The 26289-nt window shown below is 63.2% G+C and carries 21 protein-coding genes; 6 read left to right on the top strand and 15 right to left on the bottom strand.

What is annotated here, in order from left to right; all coding sequences use genetic code 11:
- Positions 1 to 35: 35 nt before the first annotated feature.
- The gene (locus tag KA354_21895) at positions 36 to 1337 is read right to left on the bottom strand and encodes a beta-N-acetylhexosaminidase (GenBank protein MBP7937306.1); all 1302 of its coding nucleotides are present in this window, start codon (positions 1335 to 1337) and stop codon (positions 36 to 38) included.
- 426 nt (positions 1338 to 1763) lie between these two features.
- Between KA354_21895 and KA354_21890 the strand changes: the two genes are divergently transcribed.
- Positions 1764 to 3284, top strand: coding sequence for a PQQ-binding-like beta-propeller repeat protein (locus tag KA354_21890; GenBank protein MBP7937305.1), 1521 nt, complete (start codon positions 1764 to 1766; stop codon positions 3282 to 3284).
- A 19-nt stretch (positions 3285 to 3303) separates the two neighbouring features.
- Here KA354_21890 and KA354_21885 read toward each other — a convergent pair whose 3' ends face one another.
- From KA354_21885 to KA354_21875, 3 genes are read right to left on the bottom strand one after another with little or no spacing between them, the layout of a single operon-like run.
- Positions 3304 to 4695: an ABC transporter permease gene (locus tag KA354_21885; protein ID MBP7937304.1), complete on the bottom strand. Its 1392-nt coding sequence runs from the start codon at positions 4693 to 4695 to the stop codon at positions 3304 to 3306.
- Positions 4692 to 5408 (bottom strand): ABC transporter ATP-binding protein, encoded by a 717-nt coding sequence (locus KA354_21880; protein ID MBP7937303.1) that lies wholly within the window; start codon positions 5406 to 5408, stop codon positions 4692 to 4694. The genes KA354_21885 and KA354_21880 overlap by 4 nt, the downstream gene beginning before the upstream one ends.
- Before the next feature lie 33 nt (positions 5409 to 5441).
- Complete coding sequence (locus KA354_21875) at positions 5442 to 6809, bottom strand: efflux RND transporter periplasmic adaptor subunit (protein MBP7937302.1); 1368 nt, start codon at positions 6807 to 6809, stop codon at positions 5442 to 5444.
- Between the two features lie 253 nt (positions 6810 to 7062).
- On the opposite strand from KA354_21875, the gene KA354_21870 reads away from it, so the two are divergent.
- Together KA354_21870 and KA354_21865 are read left to right on the top strand one after the other, a co-directional pair.
- On the top strand, positions 7063 to 7593 hold the full coding sequence (locus tag KA354_21870) for an RNA polymerase sigma factor (protein MBP7937301.1): 531 nt from the start codon (positions 7063 to 7065) through the stop codon (positions 7591 to 7593).
- Positions 7568 to 8344, top strand: a complete 777-nt coding sequence (locus KA354_21865) for a hypothetical protein (protein MBP7937300.1) — start codon at positions 7568 to 7570, stop codon at positions 8342 to 8344. The genes KA354_21870 and KA354_21865 overlap by 26 nt, the downstream gene beginning before the upstream one ends.
- Positions 8345 to 8607: 263 nt before the next feature.
- Here KA354_21865 and KA354_21860 read toward each other — a convergent pair whose 3' ends face one another.
- From KA354_21860 to KA354_21830, 7 genes are all read right to left on the bottom strand, one after another.
- Positions 8608 to 9936, bottom strand: coding sequence for a hypothetical protein (locus tag KA354_21860; protein MBP7937299.1), 1329 nt, complete (start codon positions 9934 to 9936; stop codon positions 8608 to 8610).
- Positions 9937 to 9948: 12 nt separating this feature from the next.
- A complete protein-coding gene (locus tag KA354_21855) occupies positions 9949 to 10824 on the bottom strand; it encodes an ATP-binding cassette domain-containing protein (GenBank protein ID MBP7937298.1) in 876 nt (291 codons plus the stop codon).
- A gap of 19 nt (positions 10825 to 10843) precedes the next feature.
- Positions 10844 to 11701 (bottom strand): ABC transporter permease, encoded by an 858-nt coding sequence (locus KA354_21850; GenBank protein ID MBP7937297.1) that lies wholly within the window; start codon positions 11699 to 11701, stop codon positions 10844 to 10846.
- Positions 11698 to 12045, bottom strand: coding sequence for an STAS domain-containing protein (locus KA354_21845; protein ID MBP7937296.1), 348 nt, complete (start codon positions 12043 to 12045; stop codon positions 11698 to 11700). Before KA354_21845 ends, KA354_21850 begins: the two co-directional genes overlap by 4 nt.
- A 1-nt stretch (position 12046) precedes the next feature.
- Positions 12047 to 12544: an ATP-binding protein gene (locus KA354_21840; protein ID MBP7937295.1), complete on the bottom strand. Its 498-nt coding sequence runs from the start codon at positions 12542 to 12544 to the stop codon at positions 12047 to 12049.
- Positions 12541 to 12924: a HEAT repeat domain-containing protein gene (locus KA354_21835; protein ID MBP7937294.1), complete on the bottom strand. Its 384-nt coding sequence runs from the start codon at positions 12922 to 12924 to the stop codon at positions 12541 to 12543. Before KA354_21835 ends, KA354_21840 begins: the two co-directional genes overlap by 4 nt.
- Positions 12925 to 13057: 133 nt before the next feature.
- On the bottom strand, positions 13058 to 14686 hold the full coding sequence (locus tag KA354_21830; GenBank protein MBP7937293.1) for a tetratricopeptide repeat protein: 1629 nt from the start codon (positions 14684 to 14686) through the stop codon (positions 13058 to 13060).
- 382 nt (positions 14687 to 15068) lie between these two features.
- On the opposite strand from KA354_21830, the gene KA354_21825 reads away from it, so the two are divergent.
- Positions 15069 to 16043, top strand: a complete 975-nt coding sequence (locus KA354_21825) for a hypothetical protein (GenBank protein ID MBP7937292.1) — start codon at positions 15069 to 15071, stop codon at positions 16041 to 16043.
- Positions 16040 to 16774, top strand: a complete 735-nt coding sequence (locus tag KA354_21820) for a phosphocholine cytidylyltransferase family protein (protein ID MBP7937291.1) — start codon at positions 16040 to 16042, stop codon at positions 16772 to 16774. The genes KA354_21825 and KA354_21820 overlap by 4 nt, the downstream gene beginning before the upstream one ends.
- Before the next feature lie 194 nt (positions 16775 to 16968).
- Here the strand turns inward: KA354_21820 and KA354_21815 are convergent, their stop codons facing one another.
- The 3 genes from KA354_21815 to KA354_21805 all read right to left on the bottom strand — a co-directional run bounded on the left by KA354_21815 (position 16969) and on the right by KA354_21805 (position 23077).
- Entirely contained in the window at positions 16969 to 18237 is a 1269-nt protein-coding gene (locus KA354_21815) for a PD40 domain-containing protein (protein MBP7937290.1), read from the bottom strand.
- Positions 18238 to 18671: 434 nt separating this feature from the next.
- Positions 18672 to 22532 (bottom strand): VCBS repeat-containing protein, encoded by a 3861-nt coding sequence (locus KA354_21810; protein MBP7937289.1) that lies wholly within the window; start codon positions 22530 to 22532, stop codon positions 18672 to 18674.
- A 230-nt stretch (positions 22533 to 22762) separates the two neighbouring features.
- A complete protein-coding gene (locus KA354_21805; protein ID MBP7937288.1) occupies positions 22763 to 23077 on the bottom strand; it encodes a Dabb family protein in 315 nt (104 codons plus the stop codon).
- A 103-nt stretch (positions 23078 to 23180) separates the two neighbouring features.
- On the opposite strand from KA354_21805, the gene KA354_21800 reads away from it, so the two are divergent.
- On the top strand, positions 23181 to 23573 hold the full coding sequence (locus KA354_21800) for a hypothetical protein (GenBank protein MBP7937287.1): 393 nt from the start codon (positions 23181 to 23183) through the stop codon (positions 23571 to 23573).
- A 93-nt stretch (positions 23574 to 23666) separates the two neighbouring features.
- On the opposite strand, the gene secF is transcribed toward KA354_21800, so the two are convergent.
- The coding region (gene secF / locus KA354_21795) for a protein translocase subunit SecF (protein MBP7937286.1) at positions 23667 to 26289 on the bottom strand (2623 nt) is incomplete at its 5' end.

The raw sequence follows: 26289 nt of genomic DNA, 5'->3' as shown, positions 1-26289 counted from the left end.
ATGGTGAAATACTCGCTGTTGAGTCTAGTGCACTACTAACAGACGGAAGGCGCCGACCCTGTCGGGCGTGTGGAATCTCCGCCGCGGGTGTTAAGCCCGCAGGGTTCCGTGGGAATCAAGGCTAGGTAGGTCCACCCCGTCGGAGCCATGACCACGTCATGCCCCTCCTTGGCCGCGGTAATGCCACCCTGCTCCCCTCGCCACGACATGACCACGGCGCCGGGAGCCAGGCCGCCCTCGAGAATCTCGTCCCACCCGATGAGCCGCCGCCCTTTCTGCGCGAGAAACGTGTCCATCTGCTTGATGAACCAGCTCTGCATTTGGTCCTCGTCCTTCAGGCCAAGCTCCTTGATGCGAGCCTGGACCACCGGGCTGGCCTTCCACTGCTCCTTCGTCGCCTCGTCGCCGCCCACATGAATGAACTGGCTCGGGAACAGCGCCAGAACCTCGGCGAGCACGTCCTGCGCGAACCCGATCGTCTTGTCCGTCGGAATGTAAATGTCCGGGCAGACCCCCCAGACCGTCCACGGCTTGAGCGGTTGGTCCGGGTGGCAGCCTAACTCCGGATACGCGGCGATCGCCGCCCGGGCGTGACCAGGCATCTCGATCTCCGGAACCACGTTGATGTGCCGGTCGGCCGCATAGCTCACAATCTCCCGGATGTCGTCCTGCGTGTAAAAGCCACCGTGCGGGCGACCGTCAAACTCCCACGGCTTCTTGCCGGCATGCCCGACAACCGTCTCATCACGCCAGGCCCCGACTTCGGTCAGCTTGGGGTATTTCTTGATCTCAATCCGCCAGCCCTGATTGTCCGTCAGGTGAAGCTGCAGGCTGTTGAACTTGTGCAGGGCCAGGACGTCGATGAGCTTGAGCACAAACGTCCTCGGCATGAAGTGCCGCGAGGTGTCGAGCATCAGGCCACGCCAGCCAAACCGGGGATAGTCCGTGATCGACACGCAAGGCACCGCCCAACTCCCCCCCACCACCGGGGCCTGCCGAAAGACCGCCGGCGGCAGCAGCTGAAGCAACGACTGAATCCCGTAGAACAGACCCGCCGGCTTGAGCCCGGTGATCAGGACGCGATTCGCCGCCACATCGAGCTGGTAGCCCTCGTCACCAAGCTGCCGGAGCGATTCGTCGATCCGCAACACGATCGCGCCGTCCCGAGCCTCCGCACCGTCGGCAAGCCGCAGGCGATAACCCATCGCTGGGGCAAGCGCGTCCACCAGTTTGCGGGCTTCGGCCGCCGCAGGACCGCTCGCCACGACCACCGTCCCGGAGGTGATCGTGAACGCACCCGAACCCGCCTTCATCTCCACCGGCATCGGAACAAGCATCGCAGCCCCTCCAGCTGACTGGCCTCCCGAATCAGCGGCCGAACCCACGCACACCAGAAACGAGACCAACATCACTTGGCACATCACCAGTCTCCCTGCAGCTAAGCCCCTCCAGAGCGAACGGCTCCCACTGAGTCGCAGACGGCCTTATGCTATCCCGAGATCGTTCAAGATCCACCCTGTTCGCCCCCCACCGCCCAACGCCGGCGTTGAAACATCTCCGCCATAAGAGGTCACAGACCCTGCCCCGGAACGGACCCACCCCCTGAATCCACTCACCGGAACGCGAGTGACGCCCGTCCCAGGGCCGAGACAGAACGCCGCTTGTCTCCACCGGACACCGCGCCACCTCGAAAACCAAGTCGCCGGATGACAACATGTCGGTTATGCTGAAGATACCTTGTCCTTCGAGCCACGGAGACGCTTATGAGCCAAACAGGCAGTCGATCGGCACTCTGGCCCTGCGTTCTGGCTTCAGCCATCGTCACCGCGGCCGCTCTGGCCGCCGATCAGCCCCAGTGGGGCGAACGATTCTCCCGCAACATGATCTCCCATGAGAAGAACCTGCCCGACACGTTCGATCTCAAGACCGGCAAGAATGTCAAATGGTCCGCCGCGCTCGGCACGGAAACCAACTCCAGCCCGGTGGTCGCGAGCGGCAGAGTCTTCATCGGCACCAACAACGCCAAGCCGCGCGATCCCCAGCATCAGGGCGATTGCGGCGTGGTCCTGTGCCTCGACGAACGCGACGGGCGGCTGGTGTGGCAGCTCGTCGTGCCCAAAAAGGGGCCCAACCCATTCATGGACTGGCCCAACACCGGCATGGTCTCGCCGGTCACCGTCGAAGACCGCCGCCTCTATCTGGTCTCCAACCGCAACGAGGTCATGTGCCTCGACCTGGACGGCATGACCAACGGCAACGACGGACCCTACAAGGACGAAGGTCAGCACATGGCGGCTCCCGACGCCCCACCGGCCCCGGTCAACCCCACCGACGCCGACATCCTCTGGCTGTACGACATGCAGAAGCTCGGCATCCACTCCCACGACGCCGCCCACGCCTCCGTCCTCGTATATGGCGATTGCCTCTATCTGTGTACCTCCAACGGCGTGGCCGACGATCACCTCAGCATCCCCTCGCCCGACGCCCCCAGCCTGGTCGTCTTCAACAAGAACACCGGCAAACTCGTGGCCCGCGACAACGAGCAGATGGCCCCCCGAACCATCCACAACACCTGGTCCTCGCCCTCACTCGGCGAGGTCGACGGCCGGCCACTGATCTTCTTCGCCGGCGGAGATGGCCTCGTGTACGCGTTCGAGCCCCTCCCCTCGCCTCCGCCCGACGACTCGGTCCAGAACCTCAAACGCGTCTGGAGCTTCGACTGCGACCCCGCCGCTCCCAAGGAAGATATCTTCAAGTACCAGGACAACCGCACCGAAAGCCCCAGCAACATCACCGGCATGCCCGTGTTCCACCGCAACCGCGTTTACGTCGAGGCCGGCGGCGACTACTGGCACGGCAAGCCGCAGACCTGGCTGAAGTGCATCGACGCCACCGGGACCGGCAACATCACCCGCAGCGGCAAACTCTGGTCCTACCCCCTGAACCGCTTCTGCATGAGCACCCCCTCCGTCATGGGCGATCTGGTCTTCATCGGCGACTGCGGACGCGAGGTCCACTGCGTCGATGCCCACACCGGACGGCCTTACTGGACCCACCGCGTCCGCGGCGAAATCTGGGCCTCCCTGCTGGTCGCCGACGGCAAGGTCTACGCCGCCAGCCGCAGCGGCGAGTTCTCCATCCTCGCAGCCGAACGCGAAAAAAAGGTCATCCGAACCATCAACCTCGGCGGACCCATCCACGCCACGCCCATCGCCGCCAACGGCGTCCTCTACGTGGCCACCATGACCCGACTCTACGCGATTCAGCAGCCGCCGAACCCCTGAACTCCCGCCACGACCGGCCTTACTCGTACCTGAGCGCCTCTATCGGATCCAGCCGCGAGGCCTTCCATGCCGGGTAGTAGCCGAAAATCACCCCCACGGTCACCGAGACCGCGACCGACGCCACAATCGCGCCAACCGACAGCTCCGTCGGCCACTGCATGAACGCCCGAACCAGCAGCGAACTGCCCCGGCCCAACAGGATCCCAATGACCCCGCCGAGCATGCACAGAACCACGGCCTCGACCAGGAATTGCCGGAGAATGTCCCGGGCCCTCGCCCCCACCGCCATCCGCAGGCCAATCTCCCGGGTCCGCTCCGTCACCGATACCATCATGATGTTCATGATGCCCACCCCACCCACAATCAACGAGATGAACGCCACGCACAACAACAGGTTGGTGATTCGACTGGTCGTCGAGGAGAACATCTTGGTCATCTCGGTCATGTCCCGGATGTTGAAATCGTCCAGCTCGCCCTCAGCAATCCGGTGACGCTCACGCAACAGCTGCGTGATCTGACGCATCGCCTGCTCGAGCTCGTTGGGCGACGCGGCCGCAACCATGATCTGATCCACGTTCGTGAATCGAACCAACGTGGGCGTGTTCGCCAGCTCGGTCTGCGACGGAACTGGATACAGGTTCTCTTTCCCGGGATACAAATCGCTCAGCGTGTTCACCGAGCTCGAACCCGAAGAACTCGCGGCACTCTGGTTCACGCTGGCCAGGTTCGTGCCGGCCACACGACGCTTGATCGTCGTCCACGGGGCCAGCAGCACATCGTCCTGATCCATGCCCATGAGGTTCGCCCCCTTGGGAGCCAGCACCCCGACAACCTTGAAGGCCACATTCTGAACCCGAACTTCCTGGCCGATCGGCGACTGGCCCAGGAAAAGCTCGCGAACCAACGTCTGGCCCAACAGGCATACCTTGCTCGCGTTGCGCACATCCTGGTCCGTAAACGGCTCCCCCTCGGCCAGGTTGCCCCAGTTGCGAACCTCAAGAAACGATGGCGTCGTACCCCAAATGAACGTCGGCACCCAGTTCCGGTTACCGTAGATCACCTGCGTGCGGGCCCGCACCACCGGCGCTGTCGCCCTGACCGCCGGACACTCCCGAACAATGGCATCCGCGTCTTCCGGCGTCAGGGTCATGACACTGCCGGCACCAAAGGTCACCCCCCCGCTCGCCGCCGACCCCGGAGCCACTAGCAGATTGTCCACCCCCATGCTCGTAATCGACTTCTTGATGAACGACGAGGTGCCGTTGCCAATCTCCATCATCGCAATCACCGCGGATACCCCGATGATGATGCCCAGCGTCGTCAGGGCGCTCCGCATAACATTCCGCCGCAGGGCCCGAAAAGCCGTCCGCAGTATCCGGGCATGCAATCGCGCCGACAGCCAGGCGGTCATCGCCGCACCTCCGCCGATCCATGAACACCACCAACCGGCGCGTCGTCCTCAATCATGCCGTCCCGAATACGGATGATCCGCCGGGCATGCTGGGCCACCGTGGCGTCGTGGGTCACCAAAATGATCGTGATGCCCTCCTCAGTGTTGAGCTGCTGGAACATCCGCAGAATCTCCTCACTGGTCCGCGAATCCAGGTTGCCGGTCGGCTCGTCGGCAAACAGGAGAGAAGGACGGTTGATCAGCGATCGAGCAATGGCCACGCGCTGCTGCTGCCCGCCGGAAAGCTGAGACGGTTCGTGGTCAAACCGATCCCCCAGACCCACCCGGTTGAGCAAGCCAATGGCCCGCTCCCGAGCCTCCCGCTCCGAAACGCTCTCCGACGTGTACGACAACGGCATGATGACGTTCTCCAGGGCGCTGGTCCGGGCCAGAAGATTGAAGTTCTGAAACACAAACCCGATCTTGCGGTTACGCAGCCCCGCCCGGGCATCCGCCGACAGACTCGCGATCTCCTGGCCATCCAGCCAGTATCGCCCCCCCGTCGGCCGATCCAGGCACCCCAGGATGTTCATCAACGTCGTCTTGCCCGAACCGGAAGCACCCATCAGGGCCACCAGCTCCCCACGGGTCACACCCAACGATATGCCCCTCAATACGGGCAGATCCACCTCACCCAGGTAGTAGGTCTTCTCGATACCCTCAAGCTTGATCAGATCCACAAACCCGCTCTCCGATTTCCACCCGGCCTACTGCGGCCGGCGCTGACCCCTGATTTGCGGCGTGAACGGACTCCGCGGCCCGTCTCCGTCGATCTTGATGACTTCGCCAATCACCACCTCCATCCCTTCCCGGAGAACACCCCCCGGCACTTCAGTCATCGATCCGTCGGTCAAACCAGTGTCAACCACCACCGGACGAACGAAAAGCCCATCTTGAACCCACACCGTCCCCCGGTTCTGCAACCTCTTGACCGCCGGAGGCCCTGAACCCGCCGGCTTCGATGAGACCGGCCTCGAAACCGCCAAACCCGAGGGCGAGGCCGCCATGCCCCGGCTTCCCATGCCACCATACTCCCCTCGAGCCTCCGGAATGACCTGCTCCGGCCCGGGTACGTACCGCAGGGCGGCATTCGGCACCATCAACACCTCCTTGCGGCGGGTCACTTCAAACTGCACATTGGCCGTCAGGTAAGGAAGCAGCCGACCGTTCGAGTTGTCGGTCGTGATCTCCACCGTGTAGGTGACCACGTTCTGGGTCATGCTCGCGTTCAGCCGGATCTTGCTGACCTCACCGTGAAAAACCTCGCCCGGATGAGCATCCACCGTGAAACTGACCGGCTGGCCGACCGTGATCCGCCCAATGTCCGCCTCGTTCACCGACGCCCAGACCTGCATCCGCGTCAGATCCTTCGCAATGAGGAACAGACTCGGTGCGTTCAAACTGGCCACCACCGTCTGGCCAATGTTGACCCGCCGGGCAATGATGATCCCCTTGACCGGCGACTTGATCGTGCAGTAGCCGAGGTTGGTGCGAAAACGCCTCAGGCTCGCTTCCGACTGAAGCACCGCTTTCTGGGCCTGGACAATGGTGGCTTCGCCGACACCCACCGTGGCTTTGGCCGTCTCGTACGCGGCCTCGTAGGAATCGAAGTCCGTGGCCGATAGGGCCCGCGAAATGCCCAGCTCCTTGGCCCGGGTCCAGTTCTTCTCCGCCTGGTGAAGCTTGGCTTTCATCTGCTCGAGATCAGCCTGGGCCTTCAGCACACTGGCCTTGGCCTGCTCCAGCTGAGCCTCCGCCTGGGCCACATCGGCCGCATACAGCGAATCGTCAATGTGAGCCAGAACCGTGCCAACCTCCACGGGCGAACTGTAGTCCACCGTCTCACCCCGGGGATCCTGGCCAAACATCTCAATCCTGCCCGCTACCTGGGCACCCACGTCAATGACCTCTTCCGGCTCCACCGTCCCAGTGGCGCTGATGCTCACCAGCAGATCGCCCCGCTGCACCACGGCGGTGCGGTACGAAGGCGGTTCACCCTCCGAGTAATGCCAGTACGCATACCCTCCACCCGCCGCTGCCGCCAAAACCACAATGACGACCAGTAGTCCTCTCATGTCCAGTCTCCCCAGGAGTGCATCATCGGCGACGGTGCTTGGGCTCGCCTCGCGCTTGCTCGCAACCCCTGGATGCAGCCCTGCGCCAACAGGTCAACCCCTTGGCCCAGCCGTCGCGCCAACGCCTCAGAGTTTACCCGATCCGACGCTCGAGTGCGCTGCCGGCGGCATTGACCCCGAAACCCAAATCCCCAACCATCACCACTGTAACACCCCGACGCCGACCGGCGTCCAACCGGTAGGAGAGTGCTCCGTGGACCAAGACGCACGATTCAAGACGGTGATCGAAGCCCACCAGGACCGGATCTACCGCATCTGCTGCTGCTACATCCGCGACGAGTACGAGCGTCAGGATGCCTATCAGGAAGTCTTGGTCCGCATCTGGCGAAACCTGCCCGGATTCGAGGGCCGGTCCGATCTGAACACGTGGATCCACCGCGTCACGGTGAACACCTGCCTCAGCCAGCTCCGCGCGGTTCAACGCAGGAGCCGCCTGATCGACGACCGGCCTCTGGATGATCCCCACATCTCCCCCCGAGCCGCGCCTCCAGTCGATCACGCCCTGGAAGACGAGGTCCGGCGTCTCCACGAGTGCATCCGCCGGCTGTCTCCACTCGAAAAAACACTCATCGCCCTCTACCTGGAGGATGTCGATACCCGCGAGATGAGCGAAATCCTCGGCATCTCCGAGGGCAATCTGCGCGTGCGACTGCACCGTACGAAACTGAAACTGAAGAACCTGTGGGAGAGCAAAGATCATGAACCTCAACGGCATCAAGGGTAAGGCCCGGCAAGTCAAGGCTCCACCCGTCGGCCGGCTTGATCAGGAAAACGGATCCCCGTCGCTGGCCGATCTCATCGTCCGATTGCACGCCGCCGACGACCGGATGCGGGGGGGGATGCGGAAAGCACTCCCCCTCTACGCCATCGCCGTGCTCTGCTGGCTCCTGGTGCTCGTCGTCATGACCTGGTTCCCGCCCAGACCGCGGCCGGCCAGCGAAGTGCTGTTCTGGGGCGTCCTCACTGCAGTCTACTTCCTGCTGGCCACCGTACTCCTCCACCGGCTGCGCCAAATGGCCAAGATCGACTACGCCTCCACGACACGACAGTTCCTGGCGGCGGCTGAACAACGCTACGCTTTCATGCGGCCAAGAGACTACTGGCTAGCCGGCGTCGGCTGCCTGCTGCTCGGAGTGGTCGCCGGAGCCTTCGTGGTCAACCTCATGACCCGTCGCTACTTCGGACCAGAACACCACACCCTGATCCTGGTACTGTATGCCGTCTCGTACCTCGGCCTCTGCGCGATGGGATTTACCTTCACCTACCGCAACTGGAAACAACGTCAGCGAGCACTCTGGCTCGAACTCCGACAGATGCTGGCCGAGTTTGACCAACAGGAACCGGCCGCCAGCCAGGCCCCCATCAACCCCGTGGCCACCGAAGGGCAAGATCATCCAGACCAGCCCCCTCCCTGCCAGGCCACCAGCCCAGAAACGCCGCCTCCTTGTCAGGATCGACCCCCGCCCAGCCAATGACAATGGGCGCACGTCTCCGTCGAAAGTCCGAGGACGGCTTCCCGCCGGTCATCGGGACGGCAGGACACCCGCCGCACAGCTCCGCCCTCGCCCGCGGCATGCCGGCCGTGCGGTGGGCGGCCGTCGCAGGCCTGACCGTGATCGCATGCATCCTCGCACCACTCCTGAGGCGCGACCGCACCGCCCGGTCGCACCGTCTTACTGAGTCTCAAAGCGGTGGCCGCATGCCCGACCGCTCAATGCCCGCGGCTGACCGCCACTCCTCACTTCACCTTGAGCTTCTCCCATAAGGCCTGCTCAGCCTTCTGGAAGTCGACGAAAACCTCATGGAGTTGGTTGCGAATCTCGGCAAGCCGCGGGTCCTGGGCCGGAACGGCTCCGTCCAGAGCCTGCAGACGGGCGGCGGTATCGTTGAGCCGCGTGGCGGCGCGCGAGAAGGTCCGGGCAACATCCAGCGTTTGGGCCTCGGCGCTCTCCTGGGCCGTCGGCTTGTAGAATAGACGCCATGGGCTGGCCCGAACCTCCTCGGCGGTCGCATTGAGGTGGTCACTGGTCTCCTTGAGATTGCCGATCATCGCGGTGATCTGCTCGCGATTCAGGACCACCATCTCTCGAGCCGTGCTGGTGATGCTGTTGATGTCCCTCAGCGACGCTTCCAGCCGCTCCACCGCCGTATGAACCCTGGCCATCAGGCTGGTGGCGGTGGCCGGGTCCAGCTGCTCGGCGATCCGGGCGGCAATCTGCTGGTCCACGATCTCGCTGGTCTCCCGAACGTTGGCCACGGTCTGTGTGATCGGCTCGCGATTGTCGCGAAGGATGTCCGCGACAGTCTGGATCCCCTCCTGAAACTTGTCCAGCGTGTTGTGCAGCTTGGTCAGCATGGACAGGTTGGCCGACCGGTCCATCTGCTCGCGAAGCGAACCGGTGGTCTGGTTGAAGTTGTCCATGACCACATGCAGCTTGGCCAGCAGCGCCGACTTCTGCTGCGGGTCAAAGTCGTTGCTGACGTTCTGGGTCACCGCGTTGATGTCATCGAGCGACTTGTGGATCTTGCCGAGCAGGCTCTTGGCGTCGGAGGCGTCCAGCTGGCTCTTGGCCATGGCCAGCAGACTGGTGGGATCCTTGGGGTCAAGCTGGCCCGACAGAGTCTGCATCAGGCTGCTCAGGTCCGCGGCCGGCGTCCCACGAACCGTACTCCCCGCGGCCAACTCCTGGCCCACCCCGCGGTCCTGGATCACCAGCGAGCCGCCCTCGCCGAGCAGCAGACCAACCGGCACAATCCTGCAGTCGTCGCGCAGGCCCAGGCTGGACTGCACCTTGAAGGTGATCACCGTGAAGAGAGATGGGTGCCCGTTCTGCGAATCAACCGCCTCGTCGATGGCCACCTTGGTGATCGTGCCAACCTTGAGACCTCCACACTGCACCTGCCCGCCCGGCTTGAGCACCGTGCTCAGCTTGCTCACCGGGTAACGCACCTTGAACACCATGTCGCCCGCCCCCCGCGGCGCTAGGAAGATCAGTACCACCAGCAGAAGGGCAACGAAGATCATCATGGTCAGGCCCAGCTTGAAGGCGTCACGTTGCACAGGCATGTCGGCTCCCCGTTACTGTCCCTGTACGATCCACTTCTCGTACTCGCTCAGACCTTCGGCATCGGTCAGCGGACCTTCCGTCTCGCCGTTGAGGAACTGATGAATGATCCGCTGGCTGTCGTCGGTCAGATCGGCCGGCGGTGTCATCCGGATCTTCTCGAAGTCCGCCCGCGAGCCAATCTTGAGAACCCGCCCACGATCCAGCATGACCATGCGGTCGGCAATCCGGAAAGCCGAGTCCATCTCGTGGGTCACCACGACGCTGGTCACCCGCAGCTTCTTGGACAGATCGATGATCAGGTCGTCAATCGCGGCGCTGGTGACCGGGTCGAGCCCGGCCGATGGCTCGTCGTAGAAGAGAATCTCCGGATCCAGGGCCGTCGCCCGGGCCAGGCCGGCCCGCTTCTTCTGCCCGCCGGACAGCTGGGCGGGCATCTTGTCACGGTGCGGCAGCATGTGAACCTGCTGAAGCTTCAACGTCACCACGATGTCGATGATCGACGGATCAACGTAGGAATGCTCCCGGAGCGGCAGGGCAACGTTGTCGGCAACGCTCATGGAGTTGAACAGCGCCCCGCTCTGAAACAGGATGCCAAAGTGCATCCGCAGGGCGTTGAGATCCTCCTCGCCCATCACCCCCATGTCCGCCGGGGCGGCCATCGCCCGGGTGCGATAGAGAATGTGGCCGTCGTCGGGCAACAGCTCGCCAATCAGACAGTTGAGCAGCGTGCTCTTGCCACAACCCGACCCGCCCATGACCACCAGGGTCTCGCCCGGCAGAACGTCGAAGCTGATGTCGTCCAGCACCCGAACCGGGCGGCCATCCCGGTCGGGGAAAACCTTGGCCAGGTGGCGAATCGAAATGACAAAACCGTCCTCCACGTCCATCCCTCACCACGCCAATCGATCACAGGCCGAACATGAAGAAAACGGCCGTGAACAGGCAGTCGGTCGCAATCAAGGCAACAATCGACTTGACCACCGTCGAGGTCGTCGCCCGGCCCACACCTTCGGCCCCGCCCTGAACCGTCAGCCCTTCGTAGCAGGCAATCATCGAGATCAGCATCCCGAAGACCGCAGCCTTGCTCAACCCGGTGAAGAAATCGCGATACACCAGGGCCGTCCGGGTGTTGTCCAGATACTGGGCCGGCTCAATGCCCAGCACCCACCACGAAATCATCATTCCGCCGCACACCCCCACCACATCCGCGATGATCGCCAGGCCGGTGAGCATGATGATCGTGGCCAGCGTTCGGGGCACAACCAGGAAACGAATCGGATTCAGGGCGTGGGCCCGAAGGGCCTTGATCTCCTCAGACTCGACCATGGCCCCAATCTCGGCGGCGATCGATGCCCCGGCAAAGCCGCTGAGCACCACCGCCGACAGCAGCGGCCCCAGTTCGCGGAACATGGCTATGCCAATGATGTTGGCGATCTTGTCGGTCGAACCGTACTGCTCCAGCGTCGGCTGAAGCTGCAGGGCGAGAATGATGCCGATGAAAGTCTGGACCAAAACAATGATCGGAACGCTCTGGACACCCACCCGGACCATCTGGCTGAACAGGGCGGACCAGCCAAACCGGGCACTGCGCAAACACAACCCCCGGAACGTCCACAGGGCCGTATCGACCAGGAGATAACCGACGCCGCCGGCATACCGGACACCCTCAACGATGCGACGGCGGACGCGAAGACCGGCTCGCCCCAGGGCGGTAATGCCCCCGACCACAAAACCCGCCTGAGGTTCAGTCGCGGCGTCACTCATGCGCCCAGAGCCTCCTCCTCGGTCTCCAAGATCTCAAAGAACTTGTTCAGCCGGGTAATTTCAAACACGCTGTACACCCGCTCATTCAGACCGCAAAGCACGAGCTTGCCGCCAAAACTCTTCACCCGGCGGAAGATCTCCACCAGCGTGCCAATGCCCGACGAGTCCATGTAGCCCACCTCGCTCAGGTTGATCACCAGCCGCTCGGGCCGCTGCTGACAAGCCCCAACCAGGGCCTTGTGAACCTCGGGCGTGTGGTGCAGATCCACCTCACCAGACAGAACGACAATGGTCGCTCGGCCTTGCTGCCGTATCTCTCGCACCACGTTGCGCGCCTCCGCCATTTCAGGACTTCCCCCTCGTGGGATCCAATCCGCCCGCCCCGAGCCCCGTACCACCCTCGCCCAGCATCTTCAACAGCCGCAAACGCATACCCTCCGGCTCGCGCTTGCTGTATTCCACCTCGTCCATGACCGTCCGAATGATGTGCGTGCCCAGCCCGCCCGGCCGAACATCCCCCAGATCACGACCCATGATCGTGGCCGGATCCACCTGCGGGCAGCAATCGCAGATCGTCACCTCGATGCCACACCGCTCACCCCGCCGGACCGGCTGAATGGTCACTTGAATCGGTCGCCCCGGCTGCCCCCGATATCCGTGCCGGATCACATTCGTCAAAGCCTCGTCAATCGCCAGGGCAATGCCCGACAGCTGCGGCTCGACGAAGCCCACCGCCTGGGCCGCACCGAGCACCGCCACCCGGACACCGGCTAGATGCTGGGTTTCGCTGGTAATCTCCAGCACGAGCGGCTGATCCACAGGCTGCGCCCCGCTCGTCTTCATCCACCCACACCTCCCGCTGGCCTGGTGCCCACCTTCGCCTGCTCGGCCAGGTGCCGCCGCCACTCCTGAACCGCCCGCCGCCGCTGGCTCGGCCCCACCCGGTAATCATACCCCATCCGAGTGCCGGTAAGCCGCTCCAAGGCAAGGATCGCGTAGAACCGAACGCCTTCGTCAGGATCCTCCAACCGATCCACGAGAATCCCGATCACGTCCCGGTCACCCGTCTCCGCGGCGTGAATGGCCGCCCGAGCCCGCTCGTCCGGACGCGGCGAATTCAACGCCCCTGGATAAGGCATCCGCTCAGAACAGCCCCCCACCCAAAGACCAAGCCCAATGGCCGCTCCCACAATCCGTACCCGATATCCATGACCCGTGGACATGCGTATTCTTCGACATCCGACCGGCCGGACACCCCTCCGCCCGGCGCCCAACAGCGGGGGACACGACCCGTCTGGACACCGAACAAATGACCCCGGCGGGACCGATTATAGGGACCAGACCCGACCGATGCCATCACCGGCCGGAAGCCTCCCCGGCCGCCGGCCGCGAGCTCGCCCGGGCAATCAACGCCAGAGCCTCCCGCCGCTCCTCAGTCAGACGCGGAGCCGGAAGATGAGCCCGCATCGCCTCGTAAATGTCCAGGGCCTCCACCGCCCCAGCTCCATCACCCAACGCCAGGTAGCTCTTGAGCAGAACCCAGTAGGGCTCCTCGACCGGCTTGAACCTCGGCCCATAGCTCCCCCGGGCATTGAACCGCTCCACGCACTCCCGGGCCGCCTGAATCGCCTCCTCGTATCGCTGGGCTTCGTAAAGCGCCAGGGCGAGATTCCGGCGGGCTTGGAAGCTGTCCGGCTGGCGGAGGATCACCTCCCGGTTCATTGCCAGATCACTGGCAAAAGCTGGGCAATACTGCCACGAAGATGGCAAGAGGAGAAACGCCAGCGATATCCCGATCCCGCAGCCCGCCACCCCCAGCCGGGCCAGAACCACCCCCACCACCGCGGCCGCAAAGACGCTCGGCAAGTACAACCATCGCTCCGCATACCACCACATGGCCACGGACAACGCCTGCGTCGGAATGAGCATCATCACCAGCCCCCCGAGCACCATCGTGCCCGGCAGCCAGCCCCGCCGCCAGCCCAAACCAACCACCACCAGACCACCCACCACCAGGACCATCCCACCCACCACATCGGCGGCCAAACCCCCCGCCGGCATCGTCGCCGGAACCGACCACACCGGACACAGGGCCTCCGGCCAGCACACCACCCGCAGCGTGATCCAACCCAACCGAAAAGGGGTCAGCAGCCTTTCCGCAGGGGTCGCCTCAGCCATCGGCACCTCCCACGCCCGTACCTGGGTCATGTCACCCATGTACGTCCACCCGAAAACGTGGTACCGGAGAAAAAAGAACCCCGCCAACGCCAGGACCAGACCAACATGAGCCGGAGCCAGCGTGCCGTTCAGCCACACCCGCCAGCCCGGCCTCCGACCCGCCGACAGCCGCCGCCAACGCCACAGGTCAATCGAAAACAACACCGGCCAGACAAACGCAGCATGCTCCTTGCTCATCACCGCGGCCAACAGCAGCACAGCGTTCACCAGGTGCCATCGCCAGCACCGCCCCGCGACCGGCAGCTTCAAATACCGGAACACCAGCCAAACCACCAGGCAGCCGGCCAGAACCTCCGCCCGGCCATAGCAGGTAACCACCGCCTCAGTGTGCACCGGATGCACCGCAAACAGCGGCCCGGAAATCCACCCCCCCACCGAACGCCCGGTCAGCCGCCACCCGACCAATACCACACCCAGCGTGGCCAACGCGTGCAGCCCAAGGTTCGTCAACCGGAAAGACCACGGGTCAAGCTCCCTGCCACCACCGGCCAGTACCGCGTTCGCCCGATAGCTCCACATCGTCAACGGGCGATACAGCTTGTCCAACGACAAGCCGCGCGGCCACCAGGGCTCCACCCAGAAGCGGTACCACGGCCCCGATTCAGTCACCAGCGGATTCCTCGCGACCAGCGGCACGTCATCGTACATGAAACCGTTGGACAGCGACGGCCAGAACGCCACCACCGCCAAGACCACCGAAAAACCACCGGCCAGACCCGGCGACCATCGACCCGAAGACACCGTCATACCACAGGTATCGCGGCTGCCGAGCCGCAGGTCAAGAGGCCACACCGTCAGAACCACACAACGCACCCCAACCCAACGGCCCGCACCCGCGCCCTGATCACGTCACCCCTCCAGCCAGAAAGACTCCTCCCAACGGTCACGCCCAACGCCAACACCTAGGCAGTCAGCAGAACCGGCACGGCAATGACGCGGCAGCCAACGATGTCGCCGGCTACCACCCGGTCGGCAAATCCGTCGCGACCGTCCCTGCCTCCTCGGCGCGACGATTCATGCCTCCTCCCGCTTGCCTCAGTCGACCACGACGCGCCGTTTGCACCCTCTGGAGCCGTCATATAAGGTATGGCCCGGCCTTGAGGTAAGCAGTGGCCGCAGGAATCACGGCATGAGCGTGGTGATCATCGGTTCGGGCAATTGGGGGACAACGCTGGCAGGATTGGTCAACCCCCGGCAGACCGTGCGACTGTGGTGCAAATCGCCCGATCTGGTCCAGCCGGCCCGGGCGTCACTGAAACACACCTGCGGCGGCGATCGGAAGGATATCATCGCCGAGACCGCATTCTCCTCGCCGCTCACCCCCGAGGACGTCGTGCTGATCGTGGTCCCCTCGGCCGTCGTCGGCGACGTCGCCCACCAGATCCGCGAGCAATGCCGCCCACCCTACCCGGCCATCGTCACCGCATCCAAGGGCCTCGAGCGAGCGACCTTCCGGACCATGAGCCAGGTCATCTCCGCCATCCTCCCCGAGGCCACCGTAGCGGTCCTGTCCGGGCCAACCATCGCTCGCGAAATCGCCGAGGGCCGGCCAGCCAAACTGGTACTCGGCTGCGAGGACGTCCACGTCCTCCTCCAGATCGCCAAAACCCTGCGCAGCGACCGGCTCCACCTGGACATGACCCGCGACAAGATCGACGTCGAACTCTGCGCGGCCATGAAAGGCGTCTTCGCGATCGGATCAGGCGTCATCGCCGGGCGAAAACTCGGAGCAAACACCATCGGCCTGCTCCTGACCTACGGACTCAAGGAAATCGCCGGATTGGCCGGCTTCCTCAAGATGTCCACCGACCACGTGTTCGGCATCGCCGGCTTGGGCGACCTGGTGGCAACCTGCTTCAGCCCCGACAGCCGAAACTACCGCCTCGGCGAACTGCTCGCCCGCGGCGCACCGCTCAAGGAGGCCTTGGCCAGAGTCAACATGGTCGTCGAAGGAGCCATGACCGCGACGGCCGTGTCCGAAATGGCCGCCCTGCGTCTGCAGGTGCCACTCTTCACGGCCATCGCCCAGATCGTCGAACAACCCTGCGAGGCGGCATTCGAGCAGTTCGAACGCATCCTCCTCGATTACCCGGGTGGACGATGAAGGCAATCATCCTCGCGGCCGGCATCGGAAGGCGGCTCGGCCTCCACTACCCCAAGTGCATGGCCGACGTCGGCGGCACCAGCATCATTCGCCGCCAGCTGGCTTCTCTCTCCGCGGCCGGCATCAATGAGTTCGTCGTCGTCCTCGGCTTCGAACGCGGCCAGCTCCAGGCCCACCTCGCCGATCTGCCCGGACAGCTCACCTTCGTGGTCAACGAACACTTCGCGGAAACCAATACCCTCTACTCGCTCTACCTCGCCAGACGCCACATCACCGGCTCCTTCTACTACGCCAACGCCGACGTGGTCTTCGACCGCCGGCTGGCCCTCCGCCTGTACGCAGAACCCAACCCCACCGCGTGCGCCGTCCGGTTCGGAACCTGCGGGCTGGAAGATGTCAAGGTCGAAATCAAGAACCGGCGAATCACGCGAATCGGCAAGAAGTTGAACCCCGCCGCCTGCCAGGGCGAGTTCGTCGGCCTGGCCCGATTCGGACCGGATCTGGCCCCCGCCTTCGTCGAGACACTGACCACCGCCGTCGAGGGCGGACACGTCCAGGCACTCAAAGCCTACTTCGAAGAAGCAGTCAATACCCTCTGCGGGCGGTGGACCATCACCCCGGTCGATATCGGCGACCTGCCTTGCTGCGAAATCGACTTTCCGGCCGACTTGGCCCTCGCCAGAAACAGCGTCGCCCCCCTGCTCTGCGATCAGCCGAACCAGGCCCCGTGACCCGCCCTCTTCAACCCAGACATCCCGGCCAGCACCGATGCCGCCCAGAAACCGATGACCGGATGTCCGGATCGGCCGACCACCGGCTGAAACCAAAACCCTCCCTGGACATGCCCCCATACCCGGAATGATTCCATGCCCAGCACACAACCCACTCCGCCGGCGTTCGTCTGATGAAACGACCCGGCGACGCTTCACTGCGGTCGCCAGACAGGCGTCTCGTCATCCGCCGCATCGTCGGTGAGTTGAACCCGCAGGTACTGCCCGCGCGTCATGAAGGTGTCCACCACCCAGATGTCGCGGTTGAGGCCGGTCTCGTTGGAGCCGTATGCGATGTGCTGGCCGTCCGGCGACCACGTCGGCGCAGAGTCATTGTCACTGTCGGCGGGAAGAATGGGATCAACCACCGCACCGTCAAGATCGACCACGAAGATCCTCGGGTCGGCCCCACCGGCGATCTTCGTGCCGTCCGGCGAGACATCACTCCAGGTATCCCAATCCCCACCCACACCCGAGTTGAGCCCGATTCCTCGAAGATCGGCGTTGGGATCCGTGGCCCTGAACTCGGCAATATTCCGCGCGCGCTGCGTCGGCGTCGGCCCCGGAATGACCCAGTAGGAGACGTAGATCTTGCTCCCATCCGGCGACCAGGCCGGCCGGCTGTCGCCCAGGTGCACCTCATCCATGGGCCACGCAGTCGTCGAGTAAGTGTAACGCAGCATCTGGTCGTTCTTCATCCGGGTAATCGACCCACCGTTGATGTTTGCCACGTAGAGGATCCGCTCTTCCTCCTCACCCTCCCGGCGAATGAAGGCGATCTTCGTCCCGTCGGGCGAAACGCTCGGATAACGATCATCGGCCGAATCGACAATCAGCGGAGTTCCGCCGCCCGTGTCGACGGACATGGTGTAGATGTCGTAGTTGCCCGACCGGTTGGAGGCGAAGACGATCGTGTTGCCGTCGGGAGCGTAGAAGGGCGCGATATCATCGGCCGTGCTGTCGGTCAATCGGCGAACGGACTTGTCGTTCACGTTCATGGCGTAGATGTCCCAATTGCCGTCACGATGGCTGGCAAACGCGATCTCCCCGGTCAAACCTGTTCCCTGGTGAATGGTCGTCATGACCGTCACCGTCGTGGTGCCCAGGTTCGTCACTACCTGAATCGGTTCCGAGTACTCCCCCGGGGCCATCGACTCACGATCGATGTGAACCTTGACCCGCCCGTTGCCGGTGCCGCTTGTAGGTTCCATCAGGATCCAGCTCGCCACCGCACTGACCGACCACGAAGCGAGAGATCCTTCGTTCGCCTCGATCGTCAGGTAAATCTCCTCGCCGGGAACCAGGAATTCGATCGGATTCGGGAACGCCGAAAAACCCGAGGGCAACGGCGTACCGGTTCCACAGGTCAGGCCCCCAACCAGAAACACCAACGTCACGATGCAAACCAGAACCACGCGTGTCATCACCAAACACTCCTCCTCGGCCTCACGGGATCACTTGACTCCGGCGCACGAATCAGGGCGCGCCGGTCCTCTCGCCTCAGGTCCTTCGCGCTTCGAGGCGTCTACTCTCTAGAGGTAATACGCTCTCGCTGCTGCTAAGCTCCACGAACTGCCCCTCACCTCCCGGGCTGGAATTCCCGGTTTGCACAACCGGCTCACTTGCACCATGGGACAAGCCAGTTGACTCACGTAGAATACATCATGCCGCTCGCCGCATCAAGTTGCACCGCAGGGACTCGCCAAGCTGATGACCGCTTGAAACCCCACGTTCGTGGCCCACGCTCGCGACGGCGACCGCTGATGACTGAATCGCCGAGAGTCCAGACCCTCGACAAGGTGATCCGCCGAAGGTGATTGCGGACCTCGAAACGCCGCCCGGATGCCCCGCGATGCCACTACCTCACGAAGAGCACCACGTCGTCCGAAATCAGGCCCGCACGATTCACCGGAACGATGATGTCCATGAAACCGTTCAGATCCACGTCCATGAAACCGGCCGTCCCCAGCTGGCCCGCCGGATCGGTCGTGAACAGGGGCGAGCCCAGCCAGGTCGATCGCGGATCCACCAGCTGCGTGTACATGAAGGCCACCCCACCTTTCGCCTCGTCGTCCGAGGTCAGGAACACGTCCAGACGCCCGTCGCCATCCATGTCCACGAGATGAGCTTGGTTGATCGATCCGCCACCGGCCGCACCGTCCACGTCGATGTCCGATATCTGGCCAATCGTGTACGTCGTCCAAGGCACCTGCGTCGAACCGGGCAGCAGACTCAGCGGCCCCGGGTTCTTCAGCCACTGAGCCACACCGTAAGTCGCACTCGCGGCCAGCAGATCGGGGCTCCCGTCACCGTCAATGTCGCCCACCGAAATGCACTCCCCGCCGTCCTGCTGCTGCCCAATCAGCCGCCGCTGCCACAGGCTGGCCGTCACCGAGGTGTACAAGACAATCCGATCACCGGTCAGACCGTCAGCATTCAACGGGGCGACAAAGTCAATCCGCCCGTCGCGGGTGAAATCGGCAAAGGCCGTCTGGCCAATCACCGCCACCGGATCCGTCGCGGTGATGAAGAACGAATCCCAGGAGTGCTGAACGTTGGCCTGGCGGCGGAAACCGTACCCCAGGCCGCTGGCCGTCACGAAACAGTCCCGCGTCGCGTTGTTGTCCAGATCAACCAGCTGAATCTGATTCAGCGTGCCGGCCGCCAACGCCCCAATCGTGTAAACCTGCCACGGAACCTGCGGGGCATCAAACGCCACCACAGTACTACCCGGATTCTTGAACCACTGGGCCAGTCGGTCCGCGGCACTGGCCACGGCGACGTCCGGGTTCCCGTCAGCATCAATGTCCCCCGCCGCAACCAGGTTCGCCCCGCCCTGCTGCTGGCCGATCAAACGGCGATACCACAGGCTCGCCGCCACCGACTTGTAGAGCACAAACCGGTCATCCACCAAGCCGTCACGGTTGAACGGGGCGACAACGTCCACTTTCCCGTCACCGTCAAAATCGGCAAAACTGGCCCCGCCAATCGTGGCCACGGGATCAGATCGGAAGATCGGAAACGCGTCCCAGACATGCTCAACGTCCGTCTGCCGCCGGAAGCCGTAACCCACGCCGCTGGCGGTGACAAAGCAATCCAAGGTCCCGTTGTTGTCCAGATCCACCAGCCGAACCTGGTTGATGTCACCCTCGTCAAGCGTCCCAATATTGAAAACGTACCAGGGAACCTGAGCCGTGCCCGGAGCCAGAGCCGTCGGGCCGGGGTTCACGAACCACTGGGTGAGCCTGTCCGCGGCACTGGCCGCGGCCACATCCACGCTGCCGTCGCCGTTAATATCACCCAGCGCGATCGCGCCCGCCCCACCCTCCTGCTGGGCAATCATCTTCTCCGTCCAAACCGCCATGTTGCCGGTGTTCTGCAGCCAGCTGATGTTGTGGCTCTTCGCCGTCGGCGAGGTCACCACCACGTCAATGTCGTCATCCAGATCCAGATCCGTCGAAAATACCTGGTTCAGATCGACGGTCGTGGCGTAAATGCTCATCCGAGTCCAGTTGGCCGGATCCGCCGAAGACTGCCCCAGCCTGCCGGGATTGAGGAACAGCTTCACGAACCGCCGCGGAATGCTCGGGTCACCCGGATCGTTCGGCTCGTTCGAGGTCAGGGCGATGTCCGACCGCCCGTCCTGATCAAAGTCCGCAACCGTCAGGCTCAGCGGCCCGGCCGTGTTTCCGGGCAGCATCATGTCCGTGCCAGCCGCAGGTGGCTCAACCGGCGAGGCCCGCCAGTTGCTGTCCGCGGCATCCACCTGGAACCAATCGTTGGGATCCGTCGGGTCCGCACCCTGCAACAACAGAACCAACGCCCCGACCTTCTGAGCCTTCCAGGCCTCCGGCGGAGTGTAACTGGTGTCGTTGACCAGTACGGCAATGTCCATCCTCCCATCCATGTCGAAATCGCCAAGACCAAGATCGACCGACTTGGCCAAGGGAGCACCACCGGCAATCGACAGCGTGTCAAACTTGCCGGTCAGGGCATTGCGCAGGTGCAGCTGCACGGGCTGAGATTCGTCCGAAACGGAAACGATGTCCAGCAGCCCATCGGCATTCACGTCCCCCAGGACCGTGGTCTTGGCGCCTGCCGTAACTTCAAGCAACGGGTCGATCAGATCGGGAACGAACGTCGGAATCGGATTGGCGGCCCCCGTGGCCAGCTGAACCAGAGGGTTCTGTAGCCAGCGCACATTGAAACTCTGGGCCGTCGGCGCCCCGAGCACCACATCCAGATCACCGTCCCCATCCACGTCGGTCAGGTCCATCTTGGACAGGGCCGGCAGATCATGCTCGATCCACGTTCGCGTCCAGGCCGTCTGGTCCGCGGCCCCCGCCGGTCCCGGATTCGTGAACAAATAGGCCGCGTTCAGCTCGTTGCCCGGATTCTCGTTGGAGAGAACCACGATGTCCGGCCCGTTGGCCCCGTCCATGTCGCCAACCACCACATCCGTCGCTTCCGCCCCGAGAATGAAAGTGGCCGACGGACTCTCCGTGGTCCGCGGTACCTGCGTCCAGTCCGCCGGAACACTCGGGTCAGCCCCCTGAATGAGTAGCACCAACGCACCCCGGTTGTCCGTGCAATCGGTCGGATCCGTGGTCCCGGAACCGCCGCAACCACCTGATCCGGTACTCTGCACCAACACAATCAGATCCTGCTTGTCGTCACCGTTCAGGTCGGCCATCCGGATCACGCTCGGCCTGGCCAGCAACGAACCACCCGCAATCGTCACCGTCTCAAACGTGGATGTGAGCGGATCACGCAGATGAACCTGAACCGGCTGCGACTCGTCCGAGATCGAGGCCAGATCGGGCCAGCCGTCATTGTTGAGATCACCGGCGGCCGTGGCCTTGGCGCCCGCGCTGACTTCGTACGCCGGATCAATGTTGCTCGGCGTGAAGGTCGGCACCGGATTGGGAGTCGCCGAACCAAGATCGACCAGCGGATTCTGCAGCCAGCGCAGATTGAAACTCTTCGCCGTCGGCACGCTCAACACAATGTCCACGTCACCGTCACCGTCCAGGTCGCTCACCTTCACCTGCCCGAGCGGAGCCGCATCCGCCTCAATGACCGACGGCGTCCAGGCGGTCTGGTCGGTCACGCTGGCCGCCCCGGGATTGCTGTATAAGTAAACGTTCGTCTTCTCGTCCTCGTTGGAGAGAACCACAATGTCCGGCCCCGTCCAGCCGTCCAGATTGCCCACCGCCAGATCCGTCACCCCAAGGTCGTCGCTCGCAAAGCTGAGATTGTCCGGCGCCGGCTCTCCAGGAGTCGGAACCTGAGTCCAGTCGCCGGGAACCGTCGGGTCCGCCCCCTGAACAAGCATCACAATCGCACCCGACTTGGCCGCCCCTTCAGGCGGCACAAAGCCGGTGTCATTCACCAAAACCACAATGTCCAGCTTGCCATCACTGTTGAGGTCCGCCAACTCAATGTCATTGGCCTGCGACAGCGGAGCACCCCCCGCAATGGTATAGGTGTCAAACTTCATCGTGATCGGGTTGCGCAGATGAATCTGAACGGGCTGCGACTCCTTCGAGATCGAAGCCACATCCGTCAGACCGTCACCATTGATGTCCCCAAGTGCAACCGCGGTCGCCCCGGCAGTGGTCTCAAACAGCGGATCGACCAGTTCCTTCACCCCGGGAACACAAGCAACGGCCGAGAACCCTAGCACCACACTGATGAGAAGACAGCATTTGGGTCGCATGAATCGACGTCCTCAGCATTCGTGAACCGTGGTTCACACCTCGGCGCACACCGCGCCATCAAGGTGCTATAACTCCATCCGGACAATCCATCGGCATTGTCCTGGCCCTCCTTCCGTTAACTCTCCCAGGTTATCGGAGGACCCGCCACCAACCCGGTCCAGGACCGCGCCCCACCATGCAGATCCCAACTCACCTCGCCCGGGATATGACTTCGGAAGACGGTTTGTCGTCACCCGGCGACAAAGTCGCAGACCCGCAGGTCCGCCCAAAACGCCTTGTGCTTGGCGACAAACTCCATGTGCAAGGGATGGTCGGCGTAAAGCCGATAGCCGGAAAGGTCGTCAAAGTGAACCACCAGCCCAACATGGTAGGCCGTGTCGTTCACCGGGCGGGTCATGCTCTCCTCCCGCCGCCCCGCCACCAACTGCCGGACCGATGGAATCTGAGTCAGCATCGAACGGCAGTCGGACGCCAGCAGCTTGATCTGCTCGGGGGTCGCGCTCGGCTTGCACGTGAAAAAGACCGCGTGAACGAAGGTGGACATCACCTGGTGCTCCCGTCGAACGGGCACCTCTCGGGTGGTCCGTCCGTCAGGCTCTTTATACAATCCGGGCCGGCTGGATACCATGCCACACGGAGCTGCAAAGATGAAATACTGGATTGCCCTGACCCTGGCCCTGACCTTGAACGCCACCGCCAACCTGATGATGAAATTCGGTGTCCAGCGGTACAACGAAGCCCGACCCCACCTGGAACCCGGCCTCGCCCCCCTGGTACGCTGCCTGCTCACCAACTGGGTCCTGGTCGCCGGACTCATCTGCTTCGCCGTCAACGTAGCCTTCTACACCTACTCCCTGTCCGGCCTGAAAATCAGTATCGCCTACCCGATCATGGTCAGCGGGGGCTTCGCCCTCATCGCCATCGTCGCCTGGAAGTACCTGCATGAAACATTGTCTTCCGGCCAATGGGCGGGCATCGCCCTGATTCTCGTGGGCGTGTTCCTCGTCGCCCGGGAAATGAAAAACCCGGCCGGCGGCTGAACGCCGATCCAAAGAGAAGCCCCGGAGAGCATGTGCGGTCCGGGGCTTCTGGTTTTCACAGTCCGCGGGCCGATGCCCGCATCCCATTCTTGACTACGCCGTCACCCCCGCCCGGACAGGCTCCCTCGCCCCCGCCGTGGCCGCCCACTGCCGAACCAGGGCAAACAACGCGCCGGCCACGATCAGAACCATCAACGTGTACCTCAGCCAACCGATGCTCACCACCGTGGCAATCAACAGGGCGGTCAAAGCACTCAGCACGATCGTCGTCACCCACATGACCCGCGGGTGATACAGGATCGGGCTGGCAATCATCACCGTGCTGTACGTGCCCGTGAAGATGCCGAAGAGCATCGCGAAGCAGAAGCCGTGAATCCCGTCCCCTCCGAAGAAGTACATCGCCCCCACGCAGAGGAACACCGTGAACGACGTGATAATGGTTCGCGACAGCGTCTGGTTGACCGCATTGTTGATGATGTTCGGCGAAACGGTACTCAGCCGTCCACGAATCTCGCGGATACGGTCGTAGATGACGATCGTGTCATTGATCGAGAAACCCAGAATGGTGAGCAGGGCGGCAATGATGTTCAGGTCAAACTTGAAGTCCTCGAGCATCAGCAGCCTGCCCAGCCAGGTGTCGTGAATGTGGTGGCAGATCATCAGCGCGGCGATGGTCGTGGCCACGTCGTGAAACAGGGAGATGATGCCGCCCAGACCAAAACCGACCGAGCCAAACCGAACCCACACATAAATGGCGATCGCGATCAGCGATAGCACGATCGCAATGATCGCCTTCTGAACCGCCTCCTGGGCAACCTGCGGGGCAAACTGGGTCACCCGCTCCAGGGCCCGCGAGGAAGCCAGAGCCTCCTCGGCCAGCTTCAGCTCCTTGCCCGCCACCTGGGTCTTCCAGGACTCGTTGCTCTCACCCTCGATGTACGGTATGGCCGGGTCCGACACCAGGATGGCAATTCGCTTACAGCTCACATCCTCGGCCGACGTACCCGGAGGAGCCGCCTCGGAAATCAGCGGAATGACCTTCGCGTCGCGCCATCCGGCATCCTCAAAATCAGGCTGCAGACGCATGTTCCGCAGCCGCCGCTCCATCTCCCGGGGAGTGACCACCGGGGTGAGGTCGTCAAACACGATGGCCACCCCGCCCTTGAAGGCCGCAACCGATTCGGCCGAACCGCGAGCCAGATCCTCACCAATGGCGTCCACCAGCGTGTTGTCCCCCATCTTGATCGGGAACACACCATCCGTAGCCTTCGCCTTCTCGGGAATCTTGGCCTGGATGGACTGGGTCACCTTCAGGACATCCTGCATGGCCGCCAGCAGAGATTCAGCCACCAGCGTCTTCTGCGTCTCGGTCACGATGATCTCGTAGGCCTTCAGCGTCTCCTTCCCCGAACCCTCCTCAACCAGCTGGACCCGCGCCCCACGCATCAGATTGGCGGCCGCGGAAATGTATCCCGAGGCACTCCGAACCTTGACCTGGGCCGAGGCCGCGTCGGTCACAAGCCCCTGGATCTTCTCGGGATTGAACTGGATGAGATAGCCGTTCTCGGCCGGCCGGATGCCGCCGCGGACGATGAACTCCTCCAGCGTGGGCAGCAACAACGCCTCCATCTGGGCCTGAGTGAAACCCTCGCCGGTCGTGATCAGGTACTGGTCCGCACCCTGCGTCGAGGCCGTCACGCTCGCCTCCGTAACCTGCTTGGCCGCATGCCGCAGCCAACCAACCGCCGTCGCCGGCGTGTCATCCCGCCCGTTGGTCACATACCCCTTCACCTTCTCGTCACCCTCAACCGCGAAATCGGCACTACGCTCAGGTTTGATCTGAACCTGCACCCCCGTACCCCCCAGGAACTCAATGTCCAGGTACTGGCTCTTGTCGATGCTGAACAGCAGAGTGAATCCCAGAACAATGAAGATGCCCGAACACGGCCACAGATACTTGACCATGCTCATCCAGTCGATGTTGGTCAAGTTGATCAGCTTGAGCATCGGCAGTCGATTGGCCTTATAGTACCCGGTCACGCGATACAGGAACCGGAACGTATAGAGACTGCCCAGCAGAAGCAGCGAGGTTAAAAAAAGAACGAGCAGCAGGCCGCCTAGGCCCCACCAGCCGGACTCGGCTCGCACCTTGGGATCAGTGTTCAACAGATAGCCAAGCCCCATGCAGATCGCACCCGCGGCCACCAGGACGCCCGTCGCAAGCCAGGCCTTACGCGTCTCTTCCACCCCCGGATCGGTCGCAGTCATGAAGTGATAGTACCGGCGGGTAACGAACAACGCGGTAAACAAGCTGATCGTCAGACCAATACCCAGGGTCAGACCGAAACCCTTGATCTCCTCGCTGCCCAGCGAGCCCAGAATCACGGCCGTCAAAATCGTGGTCACGTTCGAGTCGAGAATCGCGCTGAAAGCCTTCTCATAGCCGAGTTTGACCGCCATCCGGGCCGACACGCCTCGACTCAACTCCTCACGCATACGCTCATAGATGAGCACGTTCGCGTCCACCGCCATGCCCAAGGTCAACACCATGCCCGCAATGCCCGGCAGCGTGAACGTCGCTTGCAGGAACGACATGACCCCGAGCGTGATCACCAGGTTCATCAGCAGGGCAACGTCCGCGATAACCCCGTTGAAGGTGTAGTAGATGGCCATGAACATGACCACCAGGATGGTGGCCAGGATGGCCAAGATAACA

The sequence above is a fragment of the Phycisphaerae bacterium genome (assembly GCA_018003015.1).
Taxonomy (GTDB): Bacteria; Planctomycetota; Phycisphaerae; order UBA1845; family PWPN01; genus JAGNEZ01.
Note: the sequence above shows the minus strand (reverse complement) of the source record. Positions and strands in the feature narration are given on the sequence as shown.